We start from the raw sequence: 19,730 nt of genomic DNA, 5'->3' as shown, positions 1-19,730 counted from the left end.
GACCGCAGGCCCCGCCATGTCCGACTTCGACCTGACGCCCCCCGACACCCTCCAGCGTGCCGAACTGATCGCCGGGCTGAGCGAGGAGGAGCGACATGTCCTGCTCCAGCACGGCACCGAGGCGCCGTTCTGCGGCGCCTTCCTGGACAACAAGCTCGAGGGCGTCTACACCTGCCGGCTGTGCGGGCTGCCGCTGTTCGCCTCCAGCGCCAAGTTCGACTCCGGCACCGGCTGGCCCAGCTTCTTCAAGCCCTTCGATCCGGCCCACGTCAAGACCATCCGCGACACCAGCTACGGGATGATCCGCACCGAGATCACCTGCGCGCGCTGCGGCAGTCACCTGGGCCATGTCTTCCCCGACGGGCCGCCGCCGACCTACGAGCGCCACTGCCTCAATTCGGTCTCGCTGGCCTTCACCGAGGCCGGTCAGCCGCTGCCCGACCCGCTGCGTCGCGGCGGCGCCGAGGCGCAGCTGGCGCAGGCCGCCTGAGCGCGGCGCATCAGCGCCAGCTGAAGTCCCACCGCGTCAGGCGCCCGTCGCCGTCGCGGTCGTACTGGGCCATGGCCTGTTCGGCGTAATCGACAAACTCGGCCTCGCTGATCAGCTTGTCGTAGTTCTTGTCCATCGCCTCGATCCGCGCGCGGGCCGTGCCTTCGCGGCCGATGCCGCCGGTGTTGGGGTCGATCGAGGCGCGCATCTCGTCCAGGGTGATGAAGCCGTCGTGGTCCAGGTCCAGGGCGGCGAAGGAGGCGCGGGCGCCGGCGTCGTACTCCGCCAGGTCCACCACGCCGTCGTGATCGGCGTCGAGCTGTTCGAAACGCGCCTGCGAGACCTGCGCCAGCACGGGCGCGGACAGGCCCAGCAGGACCAGGCCGAGCAGCGGTTCGGGACGGAGACGGGGCATCGCGGGCGCGCCAGGCAGGACGAGGGCGCCATCCTGCCATGCCGCGCGCCGCCGCAGCCAAGCCGGCGCCGGCGATTCCCATGCCCGGCTATGCTGTGCCCATGAGCGTGTACGTGGACGATGCGGTCTGGCCCTGGCGCGGGCGCCGCTGGGCGCACCTGATGGCCGACTCGCTGGACGAACTGCACGCCTTCGCCGCGCGGCTGGGCATGCCGCGCCGCAGCTTCCAGGACAAGACCAGCGGCGCGCATTACGACATCGACGCGGACACCCGCGCGCTGGCCCTGGCGCTGGGCGCGATGGCGATCTCGCGCCACCGCGACCGCGCCCAGGTGCGCGCGGTGATCGCGCGGGCCAAGGCGCAGGGACGCGGGCTGGCGCCATAGCGGGGCTGGGCGGGCCCTGGCCGTCGCCGCCCCAGGGCGTCTTCGGGCGGCGCGAGGCCGATCAGCGGCCCGGATGGGGTTCGTCCGCCTCCCGCCTACGCGGCCGAAGCGAAGATCCGGCCTGCTCCCGCGCCGCGCGCTCAGCCGGCCTCGCTGGCCAGGCGCAGGTCGAAGCCCAGCAGTTGGCTCAGCGCGCGCATGGCCTCGTCGTCGCGGCGCAGCGCCATCCAGCCGCCATAGCCGTCGGCATCGGCGTTCCAGCACCACAGCGTGTAGCCGTGCGGGCGCAGGCTGTCGTAGGCGATGGACAGCAGCTGCGGCACGTCCAGCCCCTCCATGAAGTCCTCGTCGTCGCGGTCGCCGCCCCACTCGATCTGCAGGCCGTAGCGCGCGGCCAGCTCGTCGAGCGCCTCCATCGTGGCGTCGATGTCGTCCGGGCCGACGAAGAAGCCCGAGGTCCAGTCCACGATGTCGCGCAGCAGCCAGGGCAAAGGCTGGTCGTCGCCGGCGGCCAGGCGCTCGCGCAGCAGGTCGAACTGGCGCACGGCGGTGTCCTCGTCGCCCGGATTGATCAGCACCAGCAGGTTCCAGGCCAGCGCCTCGGGCGTGTCGGCCTCGTCCAGGTCCAGACGATCGGCGTCGTCTTCGTAGTCGGCGGTGTTGTCGGGCATGGCGGAACTCGGCGTGCGGGAAAGGGGCCGGCCCTCGCACGGGGTGCGCGCGGCCGGGGCGGCCATTATCCTGTGCGCCCTCGTTGCCCGCAGTGACCGTCCCACCATGTCCGAGACCCCTCCCGACCGCCTGGCCGTCGATCCGTCCAGCCGCTTCCACGATCAGGCCGCGCTGGACCGCGGCGTCGGCGTGCGCTTCAACGGCGTCGAGCGCGACAACGTGGAGGAGTACAGCGTGTCCGAGGGCTGGATCCGCGTGCAGGTGGGCAAGTCGCTGGATCGCCGCGGCCAGCCGATGACGCTGAAGATCAAGGGCAAGGTCGAGCCGTACTTCAAGACCGAGGCGGCTTGATCGCCGCGTTCCCATGGGCCCTTGTGGGCCTTTAGGCCCATGAGAGCAAGGGTTTCCCGAGAAAGCCCCTCGCCGCCATGGCGGCTCCCACTTGTAGAGCGGAGCTTGTGGCAATCCCCTCTTGGGGACTCCGCTGCCCTTCGTTCGGTTCGTGGGAGAAGGCCCCAGCGGAGCAAGCTCCGCTCTACAGGGAGGGGGCTGCAAGATTTGAGGGGGATTTGCTCCCACCTGGCGATAGCGCTCAGCGCTGGCGGGTTTCGAGCAGGTCCAGGTTGCGGACGAGCTTGCGCGAGACTTCTTCGGAGATCTTGCGTTCGCGCGCCAGGCGGAACAGTTCGGCGCGCTCGGCGCGCAGGCCGGCCTGGCGCATCTGGCGTTCGACCTGTTCGATCCGGCGCGCCTGGGCCGGGGCGATGTCGGCCTCGCCGCCCAGGCGGTCGACGTGACGCTGGTAGAGCTGGCTGACGCGCTCGGCGCAGGCGCCGTAGAGCTCCTGGTCCTCGACCGCCTCGGCCGAGGCCACCAGCCGCTGGCGCTCGCTCTCCACCGCCACCAGCGCCGCGCGGGCGGCGGCCTTGCGCGCCAGGTCCTCTTCCAGCTGGTCTTCCTGCTCCTCGGGCAGCTGCAGGTTCTTCAGCAGCGGCGGCAGCGCCACCGAGGCGATCAGCAACGAGACCAGGATCACCGCGGCGGCCAGGAAGATCGCCAGGTCGCGCGCCGGGAACGGCGAACCGTCGCCCATCGCCAGCGGCAGGGTCAGCACGCCGGCCAGGGTGATGGCGCCGCGCACGCCGGCCAGCGAGGTCGCCACGATGATCCGCCAGTTGGGGCTGGTCCGCTCCACGCCGCGCGCGCGGTCGCGCAGGAGGTTCAGACCCAGCGACACCCACACCCAGATCAGGCGCAGCAGGATCAGGCCCAGGCTGATGGCGGCCACGTAGATGGCCAGCCACCACGGCTGCAGGTGGCCGGTCTCGTCGATGCTGCGGATGGCGTTGCGCACGATGCCCGGCAGCTGCTCGCCCAGCAGGGTGAAGACGATGCCGTTGAGGGTGAACTGCACCATGTCCCACACCGCCGTGCGCTGGATGCGCACGCTGGCCGCGGCGCGGCCGGACAGCTCGACATAGCTCATGGTGATGCCGGCCGAGACCGCCGCCAGGATGCCCGAGGCGCTGACCGCCTCGGCCACCACGTAGGCGGCGAACGGGGTCAGCAGGCTGACCAGGATCGACGAGCCGGCCTCCTCGCCAAAGTGGCGCATGATCCAGCGCTGCAGCACGTTGATCGCCCAGGTCACGCCGATGCCGCAGCCCAGGCCGGCCAGCGCCACCCACAGGAAGGTCAGCGAGGCGTCGGCCAGCGAGAAGGCGCCGGTCAGCGCGGCGGCCACGGCGAACTGGAAGCACACCAGGCCCGAGGCGTCGTTGAGCAGCGATTCGCCTTCCAGGATGTGCATCAGGCGCTTGGGGATGGGCACGCGCGAGGAGATCGCCGACAGCGCCACCGGGTCGGTGGGCGAGAGGATGGCCGCCAGGGCGAAGGCCACCGCCACCGGCATCGCCGGGATCATCCAGTGGATCAGGAAGCCCGCCCCGACCACGGTGAACACCACCAGGCCCAGGGCCAGCTCCAGGATCACCGTGCGGTCGCGGGAACAGCCCCTGCTTGGGGATGCGCCAGCCGTCCAGGAACAGCAGCGGCGGCAGGAACAGCAGGAAGAACAGCTCCGGGTCCAGCTCCACGCCGTGGTTGAACATCGAAATGACCGCGCCCAGCCCGATCTGCACCAGCGGCAGCGGCAGCGAGAACGGCAGGACGCGGACCAGGAAACCACTGGCGGCCACGGCCAGTAGCATGGCCAGGACGATTTCGATCGAGTGCATGACGGTGAACTTACCAGACCGACATGCACTGTCTGCTGATCCGGACCGGGCGATGCGTCAGGTCTTGATCTTCCAGCCGGTGCGGAACATCGCCCACACCGCCACCAGGCACAGCACCAGAAAGCCGCAGATCGCCGCCAGGCTGACGCCGACGTCCACGTCGGCCAGGCCGAAGAAGCTCCAGCGGAAGCCGCTGATCAGGTACACGACCGGGTTGAACAGGGTGATCTTCTGCCACACCGGCGGCAGCATCGACACCGAATAGAACGCCCCGCCCAGGAATGTCAGCGGGGTGACCACCATCAGCGGGATCACCTGCAGCTTCTGGAAGTCGTCGGCCCACAGCCCGATGATGAAGCCGAACAGCGAGAAGGTCAGCGCCGTCAGCAGCAGGAAGGCCACCATCCACACCGGGTGCTGGATCTCGTAGGGCACGAACAGCCGCGCGGTCACCAGGATCAGCAGACCCAGCATCAGCGACTTGCTCGCCGCCGCGCCCACGTAGCCCAGCACCACCTCCACGAACGAGACCGGCGCGGAGAGCAGTTCGTAGATCGTCCCGGACCACTTGGGCATGTAGATGCCGAAGGAGGCGTTGGAGATGCTCTCGTTGAGCAGCGACAACATGATCAGACCCGGGATGATGAAGGCGCCGTAGCTCACGCCTTCCACCGACCCCATGCGCGAGCCGATCGCCGCGCCGAACACCACGAAGTACAGCGAGGTCGACAGCACCGGCGAGGCGATCGACTGGGTGATGGTGCGGAAGGTGCGCGCCATCTCGAAGCGGTAGATCGCCAGCACCGCATGCCAGTTCAGGCCAAGATTCATGCGCGCGCCTCCCGCACCAGGTTGACGAAGATCTCCTCCAGCGAGGACTGCGAGGAATGCAGGTCCTTGAAGTCGATGCCCTGCTCGCCCAGGCGCTTGAGCAGCGCAGCGATGCCGGTCTCCTCGGCCTGCACGTCGAAGGTGTAGACCAGCTGGGTGCCGCCGGCATGCAGCTCCAGCGGCAGGTCGGCCAGGGCGGCCGGCACGGCCTCCAGCGGCTGCTGCAGGGTCAGGGCCAGCTGCTTCTTGCCGAGCTTGTGCATCAGCGTGGCCTTGTCCTCCACCAACACCAGCCGGCCGCCGGTGATCACGCCGATGCGGTCGGCCATCTCCTCGGCCTCCTCGATGTAATGCGTGGTCAGCACCACCGTGGTGCCGCGATCGCGCAGGGCGCGCACCAGTTCCCACATGTCGTGGCGCAGCTCGACGTCCACGCCGGCGGTGGGCTCGTCGAGGAACAGCACGCGCGGCTCGTGCGCCAGGGCCTTGGCGATCAGCACGCGGCGCTTCATGCCGCCGGACAGCGCCATGATCTTGGCATCGCGCTTGTCCCACAGCGACAGATCGCGCAGCACGCGCTCCAGCAGCGCCGGGTCGGCCGGCTTGCCGAACAGCCCGCGCGAGAAGCGCACCGCGGCCCAGACGGTCTCGAAGGCCTCGGTCGCCAGTTCCTGCGGCACCAGCCCGACCAGCTTGCGCACGGTGCGGTAGTCGCGCACCACATCGTGGCCCTCGATCTGCACCGTGCCCTCGCCCGGGCGGACGATGCCGCACAGGATGCTGATCAGCGTGGTCTTGCCGGCGCCGTTGGGGCCGAGCAGCGCGAAGATCTCGCCCTTGCGGATCTCCAGGTCGACGCCCTTGAGCGCCTGGAAGCCGCCGTCATAGGTCTTGGTCAGCCCCTTAACCGAGATGGCCGAGGTCATGGTGGCTCCTGTGTTTCATGGATGGAACGACGCGCCGCGCGTGCGGGCGGCGGCGTAGCCTGCGGCAAGCCTCGTGATCGGGCAATGCAGGCCGGCGCGACGCTGTGTCCGTGCGTCGGGTTGGCGAGGGGCCTCTTGCGTTCGACGCGGGTGCCATCAAGGGCGCGCGGCAGCGGGTCGACGCGTGTGCGCTTGAACGCGACGGCGTACCTCCTCGTCGTGGCGAGCGCTGGCTAGCGTTCGCTGGCGCCGGGCTCGCCTGGGGCCAGGTGCGCATTGCGCCGCTGCGGCAGCAGGCGCCAGCCGAAGTTCACCCCAGCCGCCGCCAGCAGGATCAGCAGCGCCCCGAGCACCTGCGTCCAGGCCAGCGACTGGCCGAACGCGATCCGGTCGACCGCGATCGCCACCACCGGATAGACGAACGACAGCGCGCCGGTCATCGCGACGGGCAGCTTCTGGATGGCGCCGTACAGCAGCACGTACATCACCCCGGTATTCACCACTCCGAGCACGACCAGATCGAGCCACTGGCGTGGGCTGGAAGGCAAGGCATCGAACTGCGCGAACGGTGCCAGTAGCACGATGCCGACGCCCAGCTGCAGCAGCGCGAGCAGGTGCGGCGGCGTACCTTTCAGATGCTTGGTGACGATCGAGGACACCGCGTAGAGGAAGGCGGCACCGAGCGCCAGCGCGATCCCGTGCAGATACTCGCCCGGCACCGCGAGGACGGCGGGCGGCACGCGCACCACGCCTACCAGTCCGACGAACGCCAGCGCCAGCCACGCCAGGGTCGAGGCGCTGATGCGCTCGCGGAACACGATCGCACCGATGCCGACGAGCATGAACGGCTGCGTGTTGTAGACCGCGGTGGCCATCGAGATCGAGGCGCGCCCGTAGGCCGCGAACAGCAGCAGCCAGTTGCCCACGATCGCCAGCCCGCCGAACAGGACCAGCGCCAGCATCCGCGGCGAGAACGCCTTGCGCCGCAACAGGCCCAGCGCGGCGCAGACGATGATCAGGGTGGCGGCGCCGAACAGGCAGCGGAAGAACACCACATTGGTCGGCGACTGCTGCGAGGACACGACCAGCCAGCCGATCGTGCCGGACATGAGCATGGCCACGACCATCTCGGCCGCGCCACGGCGAATTTCGTTGGAGGCCATTGCCGGGAGTTCCTATCAAGCGTTCGGACGGCTGAAATTCTAGGAACCCAATCGCCTCGAATACATGCTAAAAATTACGCCAGAACTTGATTCTTCTTTCGGAATAAAGGCCATTATGGCAAAGCACCTTCCAACCCCCAGCGTCGCCACGCTGGACGCCATCGATCGCGCGATCCTCGCGGCACTGGCCCAGGACGCGCGCATGCCGAACAGCGAACTGGCCCGTCAGATCGGCCTGTCGGCGCCGGCCACCGCCGAGCGGGTACGCCGGCTTCAGCACCAAGGCGTGATCGCCGGGTTCGCGGTCGAACTCGATCCGCGCGCGCTGGGCTACACCTTGCAGGCGATCGTGCGGGTCAAGCCGCTACCGGGTCAGCTGCACCTGGTGGAGGAGCTGCTGCAGCGCATTCCCGAGTTCGTCGAATGCGACAAGGTGACCGGCGACGACTGCTTCATCTGCCGGCTCTACCTGCGCACGATCCAGCATCTGGACGGCATCCTGGCCAAGGTCACCGAGCGCGCGGAAACCAGTACCGCGATCGTGAAATCCACCCCCGTGCCGCGGCGGCTGCCGCCGCTGGTCGAAGCAGACTGAGCGAAAGGCAGGAGCCGCTTCGGCGAAGCCCAACGCTCCGCACGCACCCGCCATTGGATCTTGTGCCGCGCCGCGATCGTTCCACCACGGCCCGAACGGCCGTTGGCTCAGGCCGACGGCACACAGGCCGCGGCGCGGGCGCGCATCTGCTCGGCCTCGCGCGCGTTGCGGGTCAGTGCGGCGGCCTGCTCGAAGCAGGCGCGCGCCTCGTCGAGGCGGCCGAGACGTTCGAGCAGATCGCCGCGCACCGCCGGCAGCGCGGGGTACTCGCGCAGCGCGGCCTCGTGGATGAGCGTGTCGGCCAGCGCCAGGCCAGCCTGCGCACCGGCGGCGCGGCCCAGGGCGACGGCACGATTGAGCTCGATCACCGGCGACGGCGCGACCTGCGCCAGGCGCGCATACAGCGCGGCGATGCGCGGCCAGTCGGTGTCCTGGCTGCGCAGCGCGCGCGCATGGCAGGCCGCGATCGCCGCCTGCAGCGTGTACGGCGCGTCAGCGCCGCCCAGCCGCACGGCGCGCTCCAGCGCCTGCAGCCCGCGCGCGATCTGCAGCCGGTCCCAGCGCGCGCGGTCCTGCGCCTCCAGCAGCACCGGCGTGCCATCCGCCAGGGCGCGCGCGGCGGTGCGCGAGGCCTGCAGTTCCATCAGCGCCAGCAGGCCGAAGACCTCCGGCGCGCGCGGCATCAGCCCGGCCAGCACGCGCCCCAGGCGCAGCGCCTCGGTGCACAGCGCCGGCCGCATCCAGTCCTCCCCCGCACTGGCCGAATAGCCCTCGTTGAAGATCAGGTAGAGCACGTCCAGCACCGCGTCCACACGCTCGGGCAGGTCCTCGCGCGCCGGCGCTTCGAAGGCCACCTGCTGCGCGGCCAGCGTGCGCTTGGCGCGCACGATGCGCTGGGCCACCGTCGGCTCGGGCTGCAGGAAGGCGCGCGCGATCTCGGCGGTGCTCAGCCCGCCGAGCAGGCGCAGGGTCAACACCACGCGCGAGTCAGCCGGCAGCACCGGATGGCAGGCGATGAACATCAGCCGCAGCAGGTCGTCGCCGATGGCGTCGTCCAGCTGCGCGGTGCTGTCAGGCCCCGCCACGACCTGGCCCTCCAGTTCGAAGGCGATATCGGCGTGCTTGCGCTGGTGCAGTTGCCGCTGGCGCAGACGATCGATGGCGCGGCGCTTGGCGGTGGCCATCCACCAGGCCGCCGGATTGTCCGGCAGGCCTTCGCGCGGCCAGTGCTCGAGCGCGGCAACCAGCGCGTCCTGCGCCAGTTCCTCGGCCTGGTCGATGTCGCGCAGCATGCGCGTCAGCACCGCCAGCACCTTGGAGGCTTCCATGCGCCACAGCGTGTCGATGGTGCGGTGGAGGTCGGCGGCCATGGTCGGCGATCAGACCACCGGCCGGCGGCGTGCGCAACCGCGCCGGCGCGGTGCATGCGCCGACCTGGCGCGACGTCGCGCGCATCGATGCGGGGACGCGCCGCGGCGCTCCCCTACGCGTCCCGGCCATGCCCGCGACGCCGCCACGCGCCTAGCGCTGCACGAGCGTCTTGAAGCCGCCCCAGAACATGCGCTTGCCGTCGAAGGGCAGATTCTCCGGACCCCACCGCTTGAGGCGTGGATCGTCCATCGCGCGCTTGTTGACCTGATCGCGATGCGCGCGCGATCTGAACACGATGTAGGCGAACACCACGACCTCGTCCGGCTTGAGCCTGACCGCCTGTGGGAACGAGGTGTGCTTGCCGGGTTTGACGTCGTCGGCGATGCATTCGACGTACTGCAGCGCGCCATGGTCCATCCAGACCTTGCTGCCCATCCGCGCCATCGCGCGGTAGGCGACCAGCCTGGCGGTGGGAACGGGGATCACGAAACCATCGACATAGGCCATGTCGGTCTCCTTCGCATTGGACTGGGACGTATCGGGTTGGAACCGGGCTCAGACCTCACAGCCCGGTGCAGGGACGACCACGTTGAGCATCCACGGCGTGCCGAAGCGGTCGGTGAGCATGGCAAAGCCCGGCGACCAGAAGGTCGGCCCCAGCGGCAGCTGGATCTGCGCGCCTTCGGCCAGGGCCGCGTACAGGCGTTCGGCCTGGGCCACATCGTCCAGCTGCAGGCTCACGGTCATGCCGTGCGGCGGCGTGTAGTCCTGCGGCGGGCAGGCGTCGGAAGCCATCAGCGTGACGCCGCCGGCGATCACCATCGCGTGCATCACCGCCTCGTCGGGCATGCCGGGCATCCTGGCGTCCGGCGGCGCCTCGCCGACGGTGGCCATCGCCACCACCGCGCCACCCAGGGTCTGGGCATAGAAGCGCATCGCATCGCGGCAGTTGCCGTTGAAGAACAGGTACGGGGCTACGTTCATGGGCTTGCTCCTTGGGAGGGGGAATCAGGACTGTCCAGCGGTGCATTCGCGCAGCCGGGCTTCCTGCTCGCGCAGTTCCGGCGTCATGGCCTGGCCGAAGTCCTCCATCTCGAACAGCGGACGCACCTCGACCTCGGCCCCGCCGTCGAACGGCGCACGCTTGAGCCACTCGATGGCCTCGTCCAGCGAGCGCACCTGCCACAGCCAGAAGCCGGAGATCAGCTCGCCACTGGCCGCGAACGGGCCGTCGATCACCTCGCGCGCCTTGCCGTCGAACCGCACCCGCGCGCCGCGGCTGGACGGATGCAGGCCCTCGCCGGCCAGCATGATCCCGGCGTTGACCAGCTCCTCGTTGTAGCGGCCCATGGCGGCGAGCAGCTCGGTTGAGGGCATGACCCCGGCTTCCGAATCCGCATCGGCCTTGACGATCACCATCACTTTCATCGCATCGCTCCTCTCGGTGGATACGCAGGCCGCAAGGCCCGCGCTGTGATGGAACGACGCACCAGCGCGTGCCGGATCGACATCGCGGCGCGAAAAGAATTCGCGATTACCGCCAGGCCAGCGCTGCGGACGCGACCGGCGCACCTGCGGCATCATGCGCGCACGCCCTCGCCCAGGAGCCTGACATGCAGTTCCTCATGCTGATCCACGTCGATCCCGCGCTGATGCAGGCCCTGCCGCAGGCCGAGTTCGACCGCCTGATGCGCGGCTGCTTCGAACACGCCGACGCGCTGCAGCGGCAGGGCGTGCTGCTGGCCTCGCAGCAGCTGGAGGACGTACAGACCGCGCGTTCGCTGCGCGTGCGCGGCGGCCAGACGCGCGTGACCGACGGCCCCTTCGCCGAGACCAAGGAGCTGCTGGCCGGCTTCAACCTGATCGAGGCGCCGGACATGGCGGCGGCCGAGGCGATCGCGCGGAAGTTCCCCTGGGCCGCCTACGGCTGCATCGAGCTGCGCCCGGTGCGCGACATGAACCGGGTGCGCGAGCAGGTGGGCGCCGCGCCTGGCGCGCTGGAGCTGGCGCGCGCTTGACGGCTGCTTCACCGCCGCCGCTCCTAAAGTGCGATGTCGTCCGACATCGACGCCAAAGGAGGGCTGCATGTCCGTCTCCACGCCATCGACCGAGCCGGGCGCGCGCGCCATCGTGGTGGATATCCAGCACGAGCTGCGCTGGTGGCGCGAGCACTATCAGCAGACCGGGCGCGGCGGCTTCGCCCAGGCCGAGCCGACGCTGAAGTTCGCCTACGACAGCTATCTGCTGCACCCGCACGAGCGCCTGCACGCGCTGTGGCCGGACATCCACCGGCGCTACGCGCTGCTGCCCGCGCACGAACAGCTCGGCCGCGCCCAGGCCGAACGGATCATCGCCGAGGTCTGGCAGCACATCCACGGCGACGCTCCGACCGCCTAGCGCCGCGTCAGCGCTTACGCGGCTTGCAGCAGCGGGCGAAGCAGGGCCAGGTCGCCGCGCAGCACGTCCAGCGCCTGCGCGCGCGCGTCGGCATCGGGCTGGCGCAGTACCCAGGACGGATGCACGGTGGCCAGCGCACGCGCGCCGTCGGCCATCACCCGCCACTGGCCACGCTGAGCCATCAGCTGGAAGTCGCCGCCCAGCACCGCGCGCGCGGCGTTCGCGCCCAGGCAGACGATCGCCTGCGGATCCAGGCGTACGAGCTCCTGCTGCAGCCAGGGACGGCAGGCGGCCACCTGCGATGAGGTCGGGTTGCGGTGCAGGCGGCGCTTGCCGCGCTGCTCGAAGCGGAAATGCTTGACCGCATTGGTCAGGTACAGCGCGCTGCGGTCGATGCCCAGTTCGGCCAGGACGCGATCGAGCAGCTTGCCGGCCGGGCCGACGAAGGGCCGGCCGCTGAGGTCTTCTTCGTCGCCGGGCTGCTCGCCGACCAGCACAATGCGCGCATCGGGCGGGCCCTCGCCGAACACGGTGCGCGTGGCCGGCTGCCACAGTTCGCAGCGGCGGCACGCGGCGGCGGCGGCGCGCACCGCGTCGAGCGAGTCGTCGGCACGCAGGACGGGTTCGGGTGCGGCCTCGGGAATGCGGCGGCGCGGCGCCTCGGGCATGCGCTCGGCCATCTCGCGCACGCGCGCGCCGGCGGACTGCAGCAGCTCGGGCAGCAGCGCGGCCTCGGGCAGATGCTTCCAGTACTTCTGCGGCATCTCCGAACGCATCATGGTCGGGTTGAGCCGTGCGGGGTTGAAGATGTTGGCGTAGTAGGTGCGCCACAGCGCCTCGCGCGCATCGTCGGCCGGGGCATCGGCGCGCACGCCGCCGGGGCCGAAGGCCAGGGCATCGCCGTCCCAGTGTGCGCTGCGGTAAGGGGTGAGGATCGCCCAGCGCATGCCGGCGAAGCGCCGCGCGAAGAACGGCGCGACGCGATCGACGATGTGATGCTCGGGCTCGAACCAGGCCACGAAGGCGTTGGCCTCGCCGGGCACTTCGCGGAAGCGCACGAAGGCCTTCATCTTGTGGCTGTCGCGCCGCACCGCCTTGGCCAGCACGCCGGCGCGATGCACGTCCGCGTCGGTCGCATGCGCGAGCAGGCCGCGCTCGCCCTGTCCCATCCGCCACAGCAGGCGGTACAGCAGGCCATGCCGATGCGGATCGCGGTGGCAGAGCACGGCGCCGGCCAGCGCGAGGAAGTCTGAGGAGACCCGCGGCGCTTCGCGCTGGGCCGGCAGGGTCGTCACTTCGGGCGTGGCCAGCAGGCCGCCCTGTGCGCCACCTTCCCAATCCAGTTGGTCCGGGGCCACGTTCGCGCACCATGCCGCTCGGGCCGCTACCCGCCAGGCCTCGAGGCTCCATGCCGGCTCTACGCGTGCGCTGAACATCTCAGCCTATCCGCCGTGCGGCGCTGCTGCCTTGAAGCAGTGCACGTACTTTGCGGGAGGGATGTCCTGCGCTCACGCTGATTTGGGCGAAGGGATCCACGCGCGGATGCATCAGCGTGGGTGCATCTCCCGATTGCGGGGTGGCGGGGCGTGCGCGTTCGGGCTTCGGAGGGGCAGCGGTCCGGCGGGCCGTGGCCGCGCGCGTCGAGCTCTTCGACTTCGTGTTGGAAGAAGTCCTGATCCATTTGCTGTGCGGTCTCGACCGGGTCGGGCGCTGCGGGGCGCACGTCAGGATGGTGTGCGGCAGCGAGTCCACCGGAGATGGCGGACCGAGCCGAGGCGCGGCACCCCGTCCAGTCGAAGTGGATGGGCGAAGCGCGCTCACCGGTCCAGCACTCCAGCGCAGGCCCTCAAAACAGCCCCATCTGCCGCGGCTTCGGTGCCAGCATGCCGCGCAGCTTCGCCGTGTCGTCCAGCGCCGCGCGCGGATGATGGTCCAGCACCTGCACGAAGGGCAGCAGCTTCTTCATCGGCAGGCGCAGCCGGGTCAGGTCCTCCACCCGCAGCCGGCGGAAGCGCCGCGAGGCGATGATCCGCTCGACATTGCGCGTGCCCAGGCCGGGCACGCGCAGCAGCAGTTCGCGCGGCGCGGTATTCACGTCCACCGGGAAGCGCTCGGGGTGGCGCAGGGCCCAGGCCAGCTTGGGATCGATGTCCAGGTCGAGCATGCCGCTGGCGGCGTCGGTCGGCGCGATCTCGTCCACCGAGAAGTCGTAGAAGCGCAGCAGCCAGTCGGCCTGGTACAGGCGGTGCTCGCGCTGCAGCGGCGGCGGCTGCAGCGGCAGCTTGCTGGACGCGTCGGGGATCGGGCTGAAGGCCGAGTAGTACACGCGCCGCAGCCGGTAGTTGCCGTAGAGGTTGGTGCTGGTCTGCAGGATGGCGCGATCGTCCGCGCCATCGGCGCCGACGATCATCTGCGTACTCTGCCCGGCCGGGGCGAAGCGCGGCGGCTTGGCGCGCAGTTTCTTTTCCTCGCGGCGCTGCTCCTTGTTCTCCTCGATCCGCCAGCGCAGCTCGCCCATGGCGGCCCGGATGCCGCCGGGCTTCTTCTCCGGCGCCAGCTGCGCCAGGCCGCCTTCGGTAGGCAGCTCGACATTGATGCTGAGCCGGTCCGCATAGCGCCCGGCCGCGGCCAGCAGCTCCGGGGCGGCGTCGGGGATGGTCTTCAGGTGGATGTAGCCGGCGAACTTGTGGTCCTGGCGCAGGCTGCGCGCCACCTCCACCAGCTGCTCCATCGTGTAGTCGCTATTGCGGATGATGCCGCTGGAGAGGAACAGCCCCTCGATGTAGTTGCGCTTGTAGAAATCCAGCGTCAGCCGCACCACCTCGTCCGGCGTGAAGCGCGCCCGGCGCACATTGCTGGTGACGCGGTTGACGCAGTAGGCGCAGTCGAAGACGCAGAAGTTGGTCAGCAGGATCTTCAGCAGCGACACGCAGCGCCCGTCGGGCGTGTAGGAGTGGCAGATGCCCATGCCCTCGGTGCTGCCGATGCCACCGGTACCCAGCGAATGGCGCTTGTCCGCGCCCGAGGAGGCGCAGGAGGCGTCGTATTTGGCCGCATCGGCCAGGATCGCGAGTTTCTCGGTGACGTTCACACCAGGCAGCCTGCCGCAGGCGGGTCTCAATCCGTGAGACGCAAGCGGAGTGGCAACTGAACACGCCCAGCGTGCCCGCCTCGACGCATGCGGCGCACAGGACCTAGCATGCCCGCCGTCCGTTTCCCCCGAGGCGCCCGCCATGAACACGCCGCATCCCGCCCCTGCCGCCAGCCCCGAAGCCCTGTCCCAGCAGGCCGAAGCCGGCGTGCGGCGCCTGGAAGCCGACCTGGGCCGGCCCTTCGACGCCAACAGCGAGCGCCTGAGCGCCAGCCTGGCGGTGCTGGCCAGCGAGCAGGGACTGAGCCGCATCGATCACGTCGTGCTGTCCGAGCGCAATGCGCAGGTCGGCCAGGGCGAGCTGGTCTTCGTCGTCCAGGGCGCGCTGGGCGATCCGGCCCAGCTGCGGGCGCACATGCGCACCGAGCAGGCCGTGGCGATCCCCGCCGCGCAATCGCGCGAGCGCCTGCGCCAGCTGCACGAGCAGCATCAGCTGGCCACGCCCGTCCAGACACACCCCGATCCGCAGCTGTCGCGCTGAACGCGCGCCCTTCGCAGGCGATCAGCCCAGCGCGACGCCCTGCACGCGCTGCAGGGCCAGCTCCAGCGGCTGCGCGCGGCCCAGCAGGAAACCCTGCACCTGCTCGCAGCCGTGGCGCCGCAGCCATTCCAGTTCCTCGGGCCGCTCCACGCCTTCGGCGATCATCTCCAGCCCCAGGCTGTGGCCGAGCATCAGCAGGGACTTGCAGATGCTGGCGTTGCGCGGATCGCGGTCGACGTCGCGCACGAAGGTGCGGTCGAGCTTGATCGAACTCAGCGGCAGGTGGCGCAGGTAGGACATCGAGGAGAAGCCGGTGCCGAAGTCGTCCAGCGAGATGCACACGCCCGCATCGCGCAGGCGCTGCATCGCCGCCATGCCCTGCTCGGGGCGGTGCATCATCACGCTCTCGGTCAGCTCCATATGCAGCGCGTGCGGCGAGATGCCGGCCAGCGCGCAGGCCTGCTCCAGTTCGGACGGCAGATCGGCCTGCAGCACCTGCAGGGTGGACACGTTGACCGCCACCGGCAGGTCGTCGCAGCCCTGGCGCTGCAGCCAGGCCTGGGCCTGGGCGGCGCGGCGCAGGATCCAGTTGCCCAGCGGCACGATCAGGCCGATGTCCTCGCACAGCGGGATGAAGTCGGCCGGCGCGATCTGGGTACCGTCGCGCTGCGGCCAGCGCACCAGCGCCTCCAGCGCGGCCACGCTGCCGTCGACGGTGCGCACGATCGGCTGGAAATGCAGGTCGAACTCGCCGTGCTCCAGCGCCGTGCGCAGGCGCGCGGCCATGCGCAGGCGTTCGCTGTAGCGCCGCGCCAGCGCGCCGTCGTAGCGGGAGATCTCGAACGCCGAGGAATCCAGCGCGTGCGCGGCCAGCGCGGCGTTGTCGATGATGTTCTCCGCGCGCAGGCCACCGCCCTCGTCGCCGGCCAGACCGAAGCGCGCCTCCAGGCGCTGCATCGAGCCGTCGCCGTCACCGACCGGCTCGCGCACCGCCTCGATCGCCGCCTCGATCGCGGCCTGCAGGCGCTCGGCATGCAGCACCGCCAGCACGAAGTCCTCGTCGGGCTGGTGGGCGGCCAGGCCGAACTGCTGGGCCCACAGCTGCAGGCGCGCGGCCAGCGTGCGCAGCACGTCGTCGGCGGTCTGCCGGCCCAGCGCGTCGCGGATCGGCTGCAGCCCGCGCAGCTGCAGGTACAGCACCTGATAACCGGGATGCTGGCCCTGGTCGAGGCGGTCGCTGAGCGTCTGCACGTTGATCAGGCCGGTGGTCTGGTCGTGACGCGCGCGGTAGGCCAGCTCCTTCTCGTACTCCAGGCGCTCGGAGATGTCCTCGGACAGCACCAGCTTGGCCTCGTGGCCGCCGAAGCGGATGTCGCTGACGTACACGCGCGCCTGCAGGGTCGAGCCGTCCTTGCGCCGGTGCTGGGACACGTGCGCGTCCTCGAATCCCGCGGCCACCCCCTGCACCACGCCGCTGCCGCCGGGCAGCCCGGCCGGGCAGATGTCCGACAGGTGCATGGTCAGGAACTCCTCGCGGCCGAAGCCGTACTGCAGCGTCGCCGCCCGGTTGACCTCGAGGAAGCGCCGGGTGCGCGCGTCGTGCACCCAGAACGGCAGCGGGTTACGGTCGAAGATCAGGCGGAACTGGCGCTCGGCATCGCTCAGGCGCGACTGCGCCTCCATGCGTTCGCTGATGTCCACCAGCGTGCCGGTCATGCGCAGGTGACCGCCCGCACCGGCGACCACGCCGCCGCGCGCCACGGCCCAGCGTTCCGCGCCGTCTCGGCTGACCAGACGGAACTCGCAGGAGAACGCGCCGCGGCTGCGCCAGGCGCTGACGAAGCGGCGCGCCAGCATGCGCCGGTCGCGCACGTGCACGTGCCGGATGAAGGCCCACAGCGAAGGCGGCTCGGCCTGGCCCAGGCCGAACATCTGGCTGACGTCGGCGCCCCAGACCACCTGCCGCCCGCCCTGCTCCATCGCCCAGGCGCCCACCTTGCCGGTGTGCTGGGCCAGGTGCAGGTGCTCGGAATTGCGCTGCAGCTGTTCGAGCATGTGGCGCTGGTCGCGGTCGGCGCGCCGCACCACCCGCAGCAGCACCGCCAGCATCGCCCAGTACAGGACGTAGAGCAGCGAGGCGATGGCGACGAAGCGATGCCAGGGCAGCAGCACCTGCTCGGTCGAGAGCCCCGCCCAGATCTGCAGGGGATAGCCGGGCAGCGCGCGCGCGGCCACCACCCGGCGCAGGCCGTCCACCTCGCTGACGCGCTGGGTGACGGCGACCTGCGGCGCCAGCTCGCCAGGCTGCGGCACGGCGATGCGCGTGCCGATGCCCTCGCGCGAGGGCTTGCCGCCCAGGCTGCGCACCAGCAGCTGGTCGTTGGGGCCGACCACGCCGAGTGCGCCGTCGCGACCGGAGTCCAGGCCGTCGATCAGGGCCTGCAGTGCGCGGGTATCCAGCCGCGCCAGCAACCAGCGCGGTCCGCCCTCGCCCTGTACGGTCATCGGCAGGGCCAGCGGCAGCACCGGGTGGCCGTCTTCCAGCCACTGCAGCGGCCCCAGCTGCAGGCGGTCCGAGGGGCCTGCGGCCGCACCGGCCTTCCATTGCGGGAAGCTGGGATCGCCGCGGCCGGGCGTCAGCGCGCGGCCCTGCGCATCGACCATGACGACGCTTTCCAGCTCGTGATGCCGCGAGGCCACACCTTCAATGAGTTGCCCGATCAGCCCGGGCGCACGGTCCGGCGCGGAGGCCAGCAGCGCGGTGGCATCAGCGGCGATGCCGCGCATGGCGCGCTCGAGGTTGCGCAGCTCCAGGCCGATCGCGCGTTCGACGCCGACGACCAGGGCCTGGCTCTGGCGCTCGGCGGCCTGCAGGCGGTTCTGGCGATCGCTGATCACCCACCAGCCAAGCCCGATCCCCAGCGCCGCGCCCAGCAGCAGGCCAAACCCGAGCACCGTGCGGGTCTGCACGACCGACTTGACCGGCGATGGGCCTGGAACCGAACGATCCATGTGCACCCGCTGTTGGACGGAGGTCCTGCCACCCCGGGACGGTCATGGGGCCAGCCGCGCCCCCCGAACCCGCGCGGCGACTCGCCCGAAGCATACGCTGCGGCTCCGCCCGCCGACAGCCCGCGCCACAGGACCGGCTCAGGCCCCCGCAGGCCAGCGCCGCATGTCCGCCACGGGCACGTCCATGCGTGCGCAGGCGTGGGCGCAGGCGCCGTCCGGCAGGGCGATGCGGAACAGCGGTGCCATGCCGCGCAGGCTGGCGGCAGCCGCCGCCGACTGTGCGTGCCGGGCAGTGTCGAATTCGAGCAGCGTCCGTGCCCAGTCCGGCAGCAGCGCCGCGCCCGCGCCGAGGAACACCGCCCGCGACAGCCCGGCCACCGGCACCGGCAGGCGGACCTGTGCCAGCACGTCCATCACCTCGCGCGAGCGCGCATCGAAGCGCAACTGCGGCCGCATCGCCGCGAAGTAGGCCTCCACCTGCGCCTGCGAGGCCGGCACCTCGCGGGCGCCCAGCGCCTGCGCCACGCGCCGGCCCTCGTCGAAGTAGCGATCCGCCATCTCCGGCGGCACCGGCCGGCAGTAACGCCGATAGCCCTGCAGGAAGCCGTGCGCCTCGGTGACGTGGACCCAGGTCAGCAGGTCGGGATCGTCGGCGGCGTAGGGCGTGCCGTCGGCCAGCGTGCCGCGCACGTGCGCATGGATCCCCCGCACCCGGGCGATCAGCCGCTGCGCCTCGGCGGTCGGGGCATAGCTGGTGCCGGCCACGAAGGCCGTGGTGCGGCGCAGGCGGCCGACCAGGTCCTGGCGGAAGTTGGAATGCTCGTAGACCCCGGCCAGCGCGCGCGGGTGCAGCGCCTGCAGCATCAGCGCGGCCAGCCCGCCGGCCAGCATGCCGGGGAAATCGCCATGGATGCGCCAGGTCACGCTGTCCGGGCCGAACAGCCCCGGATCGCCGTGCGGCAGGTCGTAGTCGATTCCCGACTGGCCGCGCGGGAAGGCGCCGAGCACCCAGCGTCGCACCGGCGCGGCGGCGGGGGCGATGAGCGTGCGGAGCAGCGACATGCGCCCATCCTACCGACCACCCGGCGCGGCCTTCGTGGAGGCGCAAACGAAGAAGGCGCCCCGCGGGCGCCTTCCTCCAGGTCCACCACCAGGCCGGCTTCAGCGCGTGATGCGCTGCCAGACCTCGGCGTAGATCGCCCGCGCCTCTTCCAGGCTCAGGCCGCGCGAACGCACCGCCTGGGAGTTGGCATAGAGCGCCGAACCGGTGTCCTGGTCGGTATGCGGGTGGTTGAGATAGACGTCGTAGGCGCTGGACAGCGCCGGCCAGTACAGCTCGAAGGAGCGGTGCTGCGAGGCGCGCGGCATGTTGACGTAGTGCTGGCGCCAGTAATCGCGTTCCCGGTCGATATCGATCAGGACGGCGCGTCCGTGTTCTGCTTGCTGGGGGTGCATGCGACGTGTCCTTGGCTCGGAAGAATGGCCTCAAACAACAGGGTCGCAGCCCACTTGTAAGTGTTAGGTCGAAGTGACGATGAAATTCTCGTTAAACCGCGAGAACACCCTTGCAGGCGTCACAGTTCAGAATTGAGATGATTCATAA

The 19,730-nt window shown here is 70.6% G+C and carries 21 protein-coding genes and 1 pseudogene; 7 read left to right on the top strand and 15 right to left on the bottom strand.

The features are described from left to right. Positions 1-16 precede the first annotated feature (16 nt). Positions 17-490: a peptide-methionine (R)-S-oxide reductase MsrB gene (gene msrB, locus QE438_RS17305; RefSeq protein ID WP_286576421.1), complete on the top strand. Its 474-nt coding sequence runs from the start codon at positions 17-19 to the stop codon at positions 488-490. A 10-nt stretch (positions 491-500) separates the two neighbouring features. On the opposite strand, the gene QE438_RS17300 is transcribed toward msrB, so the two are convergent. Then, the gene (locus tag QE438_RS17300) at positions 501-905 is read right to left on the bottom strand and encodes an EF-hand domain-containing protein (RefSeq protein WP_306993841.1); all 405 of its coding nucleotides are present in this window, start codon (positions 903-905) and stop codon (positions 501-503) included. A gap of 101 nt (positions 906-1,006) precedes the next feature. Between QE438_RS17300 and QE438_RS17295 the strand changes: the two genes are divergently transcribed. Continuing rightward, positions 1,007-1,291 (top strand): DUF4031 domain-containing protein, encoded by a 285-nt coding sequence (locus QE438_RS17295; RefSeq protein ID WP_307184065.1) that lies wholly within the window; start codon positions 1,007-1,009, stop codon positions 1,289-1,291. A gap of 140 nt (positions 1,292-1,431) precedes the next feature. Here QE438_RS17295 and QE438_RS17290 read toward each other — a convergent pair whose 3' ends face one another. Further along, positions 1,432-1,962 carry a hypothetical protein gene (locus QE438_RS17290; protein WP_306993843.1) on the bottom strand — a complete coding sequence of 177 codons (531 nt, stop codon included), beginning with the start codon at positions 1,960-1,962 and terminating at the stop codon, positions 1,432-1,434. 106 nt (positions 1,963-2,068) lie between these two features. Between QE438_RS17290 and QE438_RS17285 the strand changes: the two genes are divergently transcribed. Then, entirely contained in the window at positions 2,069-2,314 is a 246-nt protein-coding gene (locus tag QE438_RS17285; RefSeq protein ID WP_130515047.1) for a DUF3297 family protein, read from the top strand. 241 nt (positions 2,315-2,555) lie between these two features. Here the strand turns inward: QE438_RS17285 and QE438_RS17280 are convergent. The 4 genes and pseudogenes from QE438_RS17280 to QE438_RS17265 form a co-directional block, all read right to left on the bottom strand. Beyond that, positions 2,556-4,200 (bottom strand): annotated as a pseudogene (locus QE438_RS17280) (Na+/H+ antiporter). A gap of 57 nt (positions 4,201-4,257) precedes the next feature. After that, positions 4,258-5,019: an ABC transporter permease gene (locus QE438_RS17275; protein ID WP_130524203.1), complete on the bottom strand. Its 762-nt coding sequence runs from the start codon at positions 5,017-5,019 to the stop codon at positions 4,258-4,260. A gap of 8 nt (positions 5,020-5,027) precedes the next feature. Next, positions 5,028-5,957 (bottom strand): ABC transporter ATP-binding protein, encoded by a 930-nt coding sequence (locus QE438_RS17270; protein ID WP_306993847.1) that lies wholly within the window; start codon positions 5,955-5,957, stop codon positions 5,028-5,030. 233 nt (positions 5,958-6,190) lie between these two features. Then, positions 6,191-7,120 carry a DMT family transporter gene (locus QE438_RS17265; RefSeq protein WP_306993848.1) on the bottom strand — a complete coding sequence of 310 codons (930 nt, stop codon included), beginning with the start codon at positions 7,118-7,120 and terminating at the stop codon, positions 6,191-6,193. Positions 7,121-7,235: 115 nt separating this feature from the next. Between QE438_RS17265 and QE438_RS17260 the strand changes: the two genes are divergently transcribed. Continuing rightward, positions 7,236-7,715 (top strand): Lrp/AsnC family transcriptional regulator, encoded by a 480-nt coding sequence (locus tag QE438_RS17260; protein ID WP_130515039.1) that lies wholly within the window; start codon positions 7,236-7,238, stop codon positions 7,713-7,715. Between the two features lie 107 nt (positions 7,716-7,822). Here the strand turns inward: QE438_RS17260 and QE438_RS17255 are convergent, their stop codons facing one another. The 4 genes from QE438_RS17255 to QE438_RS17240 all read right to left on the bottom strand — a co-directional run bounded on the left by QE438_RS17255 (position 7,823) and on the right by QE438_RS17240 (position 10,514). Further along, on the bottom strand, positions 7,823-9,085 hold the full coding sequence (locus QE438_RS17255; protein WP_306993851.1) for a sigma-70 family RNA polymerase sigma factor: 1,263 nt from the start codon (positions 9,083-9,085) through the stop codon (positions 7,823-7,825). 151 nt (positions 9,086-9,236) lie between these two features. Then, positions 9,237-9,593, bottom strand: coding sequence for a DUF1428 domain-containing protein (locus QE438_RS17250; RefSeq protein WP_306993853.1), 357 nt, complete (start codon positions 9,591-9,593; stop codon positions 9,237-9,239). Between the two features lie 48 nt (positions 9,594-9,641). Beyond that, complete coding sequence (locus QE438_RS17245; protein ID WP_306993855.1) at positions 9,642-10,070, bottom strand: VOC family protein; 429 nt, start codon at positions 10,068-10,070, stop codon at positions 9,642-9,644. Positions 10,071-10,094: 24 nt separating this feature from the next. Next, positions 10,095-10,514: a YciI family protein gene (locus QE438_RS17240; RefSeq protein ID WP_306993857.1), complete on the bottom strand. Its 420-nt coding sequence runs from the start codon at positions 10,512-10,514 to the stop codon at positions 10,095-10,097. A gap of 185 nt (positions 10,515-10,699) precedes the next feature. Between QE438_RS17240 and QE438_RS17235 the strand changes: the two genes are divergently transcribed. Both QE438_RS17235 and QE438_RS17230 read left to right on the top strand, forming a co-directional pair. Beyond that, positions 10,700-11,104 (top strand): YciI family protein, encoded by a 405-nt coding sequence (locus QE438_RS17235; RefSeq protein WP_306993859.1) that lies wholly within the window; start codon positions 10,700-10,702, stop codon positions 11,102-11,104. A 67-nt stretch (positions 11,105-11,171) separates the two neighbouring features. Further along, positions 11,172-11,483: a hypothetical protein gene (locus tag QE438_RS17230; RefSeq protein WP_286576412.1), complete on the top strand. Its 312-nt coding sequence runs from the start codon at positions 11,172-11,174 to the stop codon at positions 11,481-11,483. 14 nt (positions 11,484-11,497) lie between these two features. Here the strand turns inward: QE438_RS17230 and QE438_RS17225 are convergent, their stop codons facing one another. After that, positions 11,498-12,919, bottom strand: coding sequence for a UdgX family uracil-DNA binding protein (locus tag QE438_RS17225; protein ID WP_306993861.1), 1,422 nt, complete (start codon positions 12,917-12,919; stop codon positions 11,498-11,500). Between the two features lie 410 nt (positions 12,920-13,329). Continuing rightward, positions 13,330-14,574: a putative DNA modification/repair radical SAM protein gene (locus QE438_RS17220; protein WP_130523828.1), complete on the bottom strand. Its 1,245-nt coding sequence runs from the start codon at positions 14,572-14,574 to the stop codon at positions 13,330-13,332. A gap of 142 nt (positions 14,575-14,716) precedes the next feature. On the opposite strand from QE438_RS17220, the gene QE438_RS17215 reads away from it, so the two are divergent. After that, complete coding sequence (locus QE438_RS17215) at positions 14,717-15,115, top strand: XVIPCD domain-containing protein (RefSeq protein WP_306993864.1); 399 nt, start codon at positions 14,717-14,719, stop codon at positions 15,113-15,115. Between the two features lie 21 nt (positions 15,116-15,136). Here QE438_RS17215 and QE438_RS17210 read toward each other — a convergent pair whose 3' ends face one another. From QE438_RS17210 to QE438_RS17200, 3 genes are all read right to left on the bottom strand, one after another. Further along, positions 15,137-18,127: an EAL domain-containing protein gene (locus QE438_RS17210; RefSeq protein ID WP_306993866.1), complete on the bottom strand. Its 2,991-nt coding sequence runs from the start codon at positions 18,125-18,127 to the stop codon at positions 15,137-15,139. A gap of 138 nt (positions 18,128-18,265) precedes the next feature. Then, entirely contained in the window at positions 18,266-19,189 is a 924-nt protein-coding gene (locus tag QE438_RS17205; RefSeq protein ID WP_306993868.1) for an oxygenase MpaB family protein, read from the bottom strand. Between the two features lie 99 nt (positions 19,190-19,288). Further along, on the bottom strand, positions 19,289-19,582 hold the full coding sequence (locus tag QE438_RS17200; protein ID WP_130515017.1) for a hypothetical protein: 294 nt from the start codon (positions 19,580-19,582) through the stop codon (positions 19,289-19,291). Positions 19,583-19,730 lie beyond the last annotated feature (148 nt).

It is taken from the genome of Pseudoxanthomonas sp. SORGH_AS_0997 (genome assembly GCF_031453535.1).
Lineage (GTDB): Bacteria > Pseudomonadota > Gammaproteobacteria > Xanthomonadales > Xanthomonadaceae > Pseudoxanthomonas_A > Pseudoxanthomonas_A winnipegensis.
This window is presented reverse-complemented; position numbering and strand designations above follow the sequence as displayed.

Coding starts and splice junctions, on each gene's coding strand:
- QE438_RS17295 (WP_307184065.1), top strand. CDS start 1,007: ATGAGCGTGTACGTGGACGATGCGGTCTGGCCCTGGCGCGGGCGCCGC.
- QE438_RS17235 (WP_306993859.1), top strand. CDS start 10,700: ATGCAGTTCCTCATGCTGATCCACGTCGATCCCGCGCTGATGCAGGCC.
- QE438_RS17240 (WP_306993857.1), bottom strand. CDS start 10,514: ATGAAAGTGATGGTGATCGTCAAGGCCGATGCGGATTCGGAAGCCGGG.
- QE438_RS17260 (WP_130515039.1), top strand. CDS start 7,236: ATGGCAAAGCACCTTCCAACCCCCAGCGTCGCCACGCTGGACGCCATC.
- QE438_RS17270 (WP_306993847.1), bottom strand. CDS start 5,957: ATGACCTCGGCCATCTCGGTTAAGGGGCTGACCAAGACCTATGACGGC.
- QE438_RS17215 (WP_306993864.1), top strand. CDS start 14,717: ATGAACACGCCGCATCCCGCCCCTGCCGCCAGCCCCGAAGCCCTGTCC.
- QE438_RS17300 (WP_306993841.1), bottom strand. CDS start 905: ATGCCCCGTCTCCGTCCCGAACCGCTGCTCGGCCTGGTCCTGCTGGGC.
- QE438_RS17225 (WP_306993861.1), bottom strand. CDS start 12,919: ATGTTCAGCGCACGCGTAGAGCCGGCATGGAGCCTCGAGGCCTGGCGG.
- QE438_RS17230 (WP_286576412.1), top strand. CDS start 11,172: ATGTCCGTCTCCACGCCATCGACCGAGCCGGGCGCGCGCGCCATCGTG.
- QE438_RS17255 (WP_306993851.1), bottom strand. CDS start 9,085: ATGGCCGCCGACCTCCACCGCACCATCGACACGCTGTGGCGCATGGAA.
- QE438_RS17210 (WP_306993866.1), bottom strand. CDS start 18,127: ATGGATCGTTCGGTTCCAGGCCCATCGCCGGTCAAGTCGGTCGTGCAG.
- QE438_RS17250 (WP_306993853.1), bottom strand. CDS start 9,593: ATGGCCTATGTCGATGGTTTCGTGATCCCCGTTCCCACCGCCAGGCTG.
- QE438_RS17290 (WP_306993843.1), bottom strand. CDS start 1,962: ATGCCCGACAACACCGCCGACTACGAAGACGACGCCGATCGTCTGGAC.
- QE438_RS17245 (WP_306993855.1), bottom strand. CDS start 10,070: ATGAACGTAGCCCCGTACCTGTTCTTCAACGGCAACTGCCGCGATGCG.
- QE438_RS17285 (WP_130515047.1), top strand. CDS start 2,069: ATGTCCGAGACCCCTCCCGACCGCCTGGCCGTCGATCCGTCCAGCCGC.
- QE438_RS17265 (WP_306993848.1), bottom strand. CDS start 7,120: ATGGCCTCCAACGAAATTCGCCGTGGCGCGGCCGAGATGGTCGTGGCC.
- QE438_RS17205 (WP_306993868.1), bottom strand. CDS start 19,189: ATGTCGCTGCTCCGCACGCTCATCGCCCCCGCCGCCGCGCCGGTGCGA.
- QE438_RS17200 (WP_130515017.1), bottom strand. CDS start 19,582: ATGCACCCCCAGCAAGCAGAACACGGACGCGCCGTCCTGATCGATATC.
- msrB (WP_286576421.1), top strand. CDS start 17: ATGTCCGACTTCGACCTGACGCCCCCCGACACCCTCCAGCGTGCCGAA.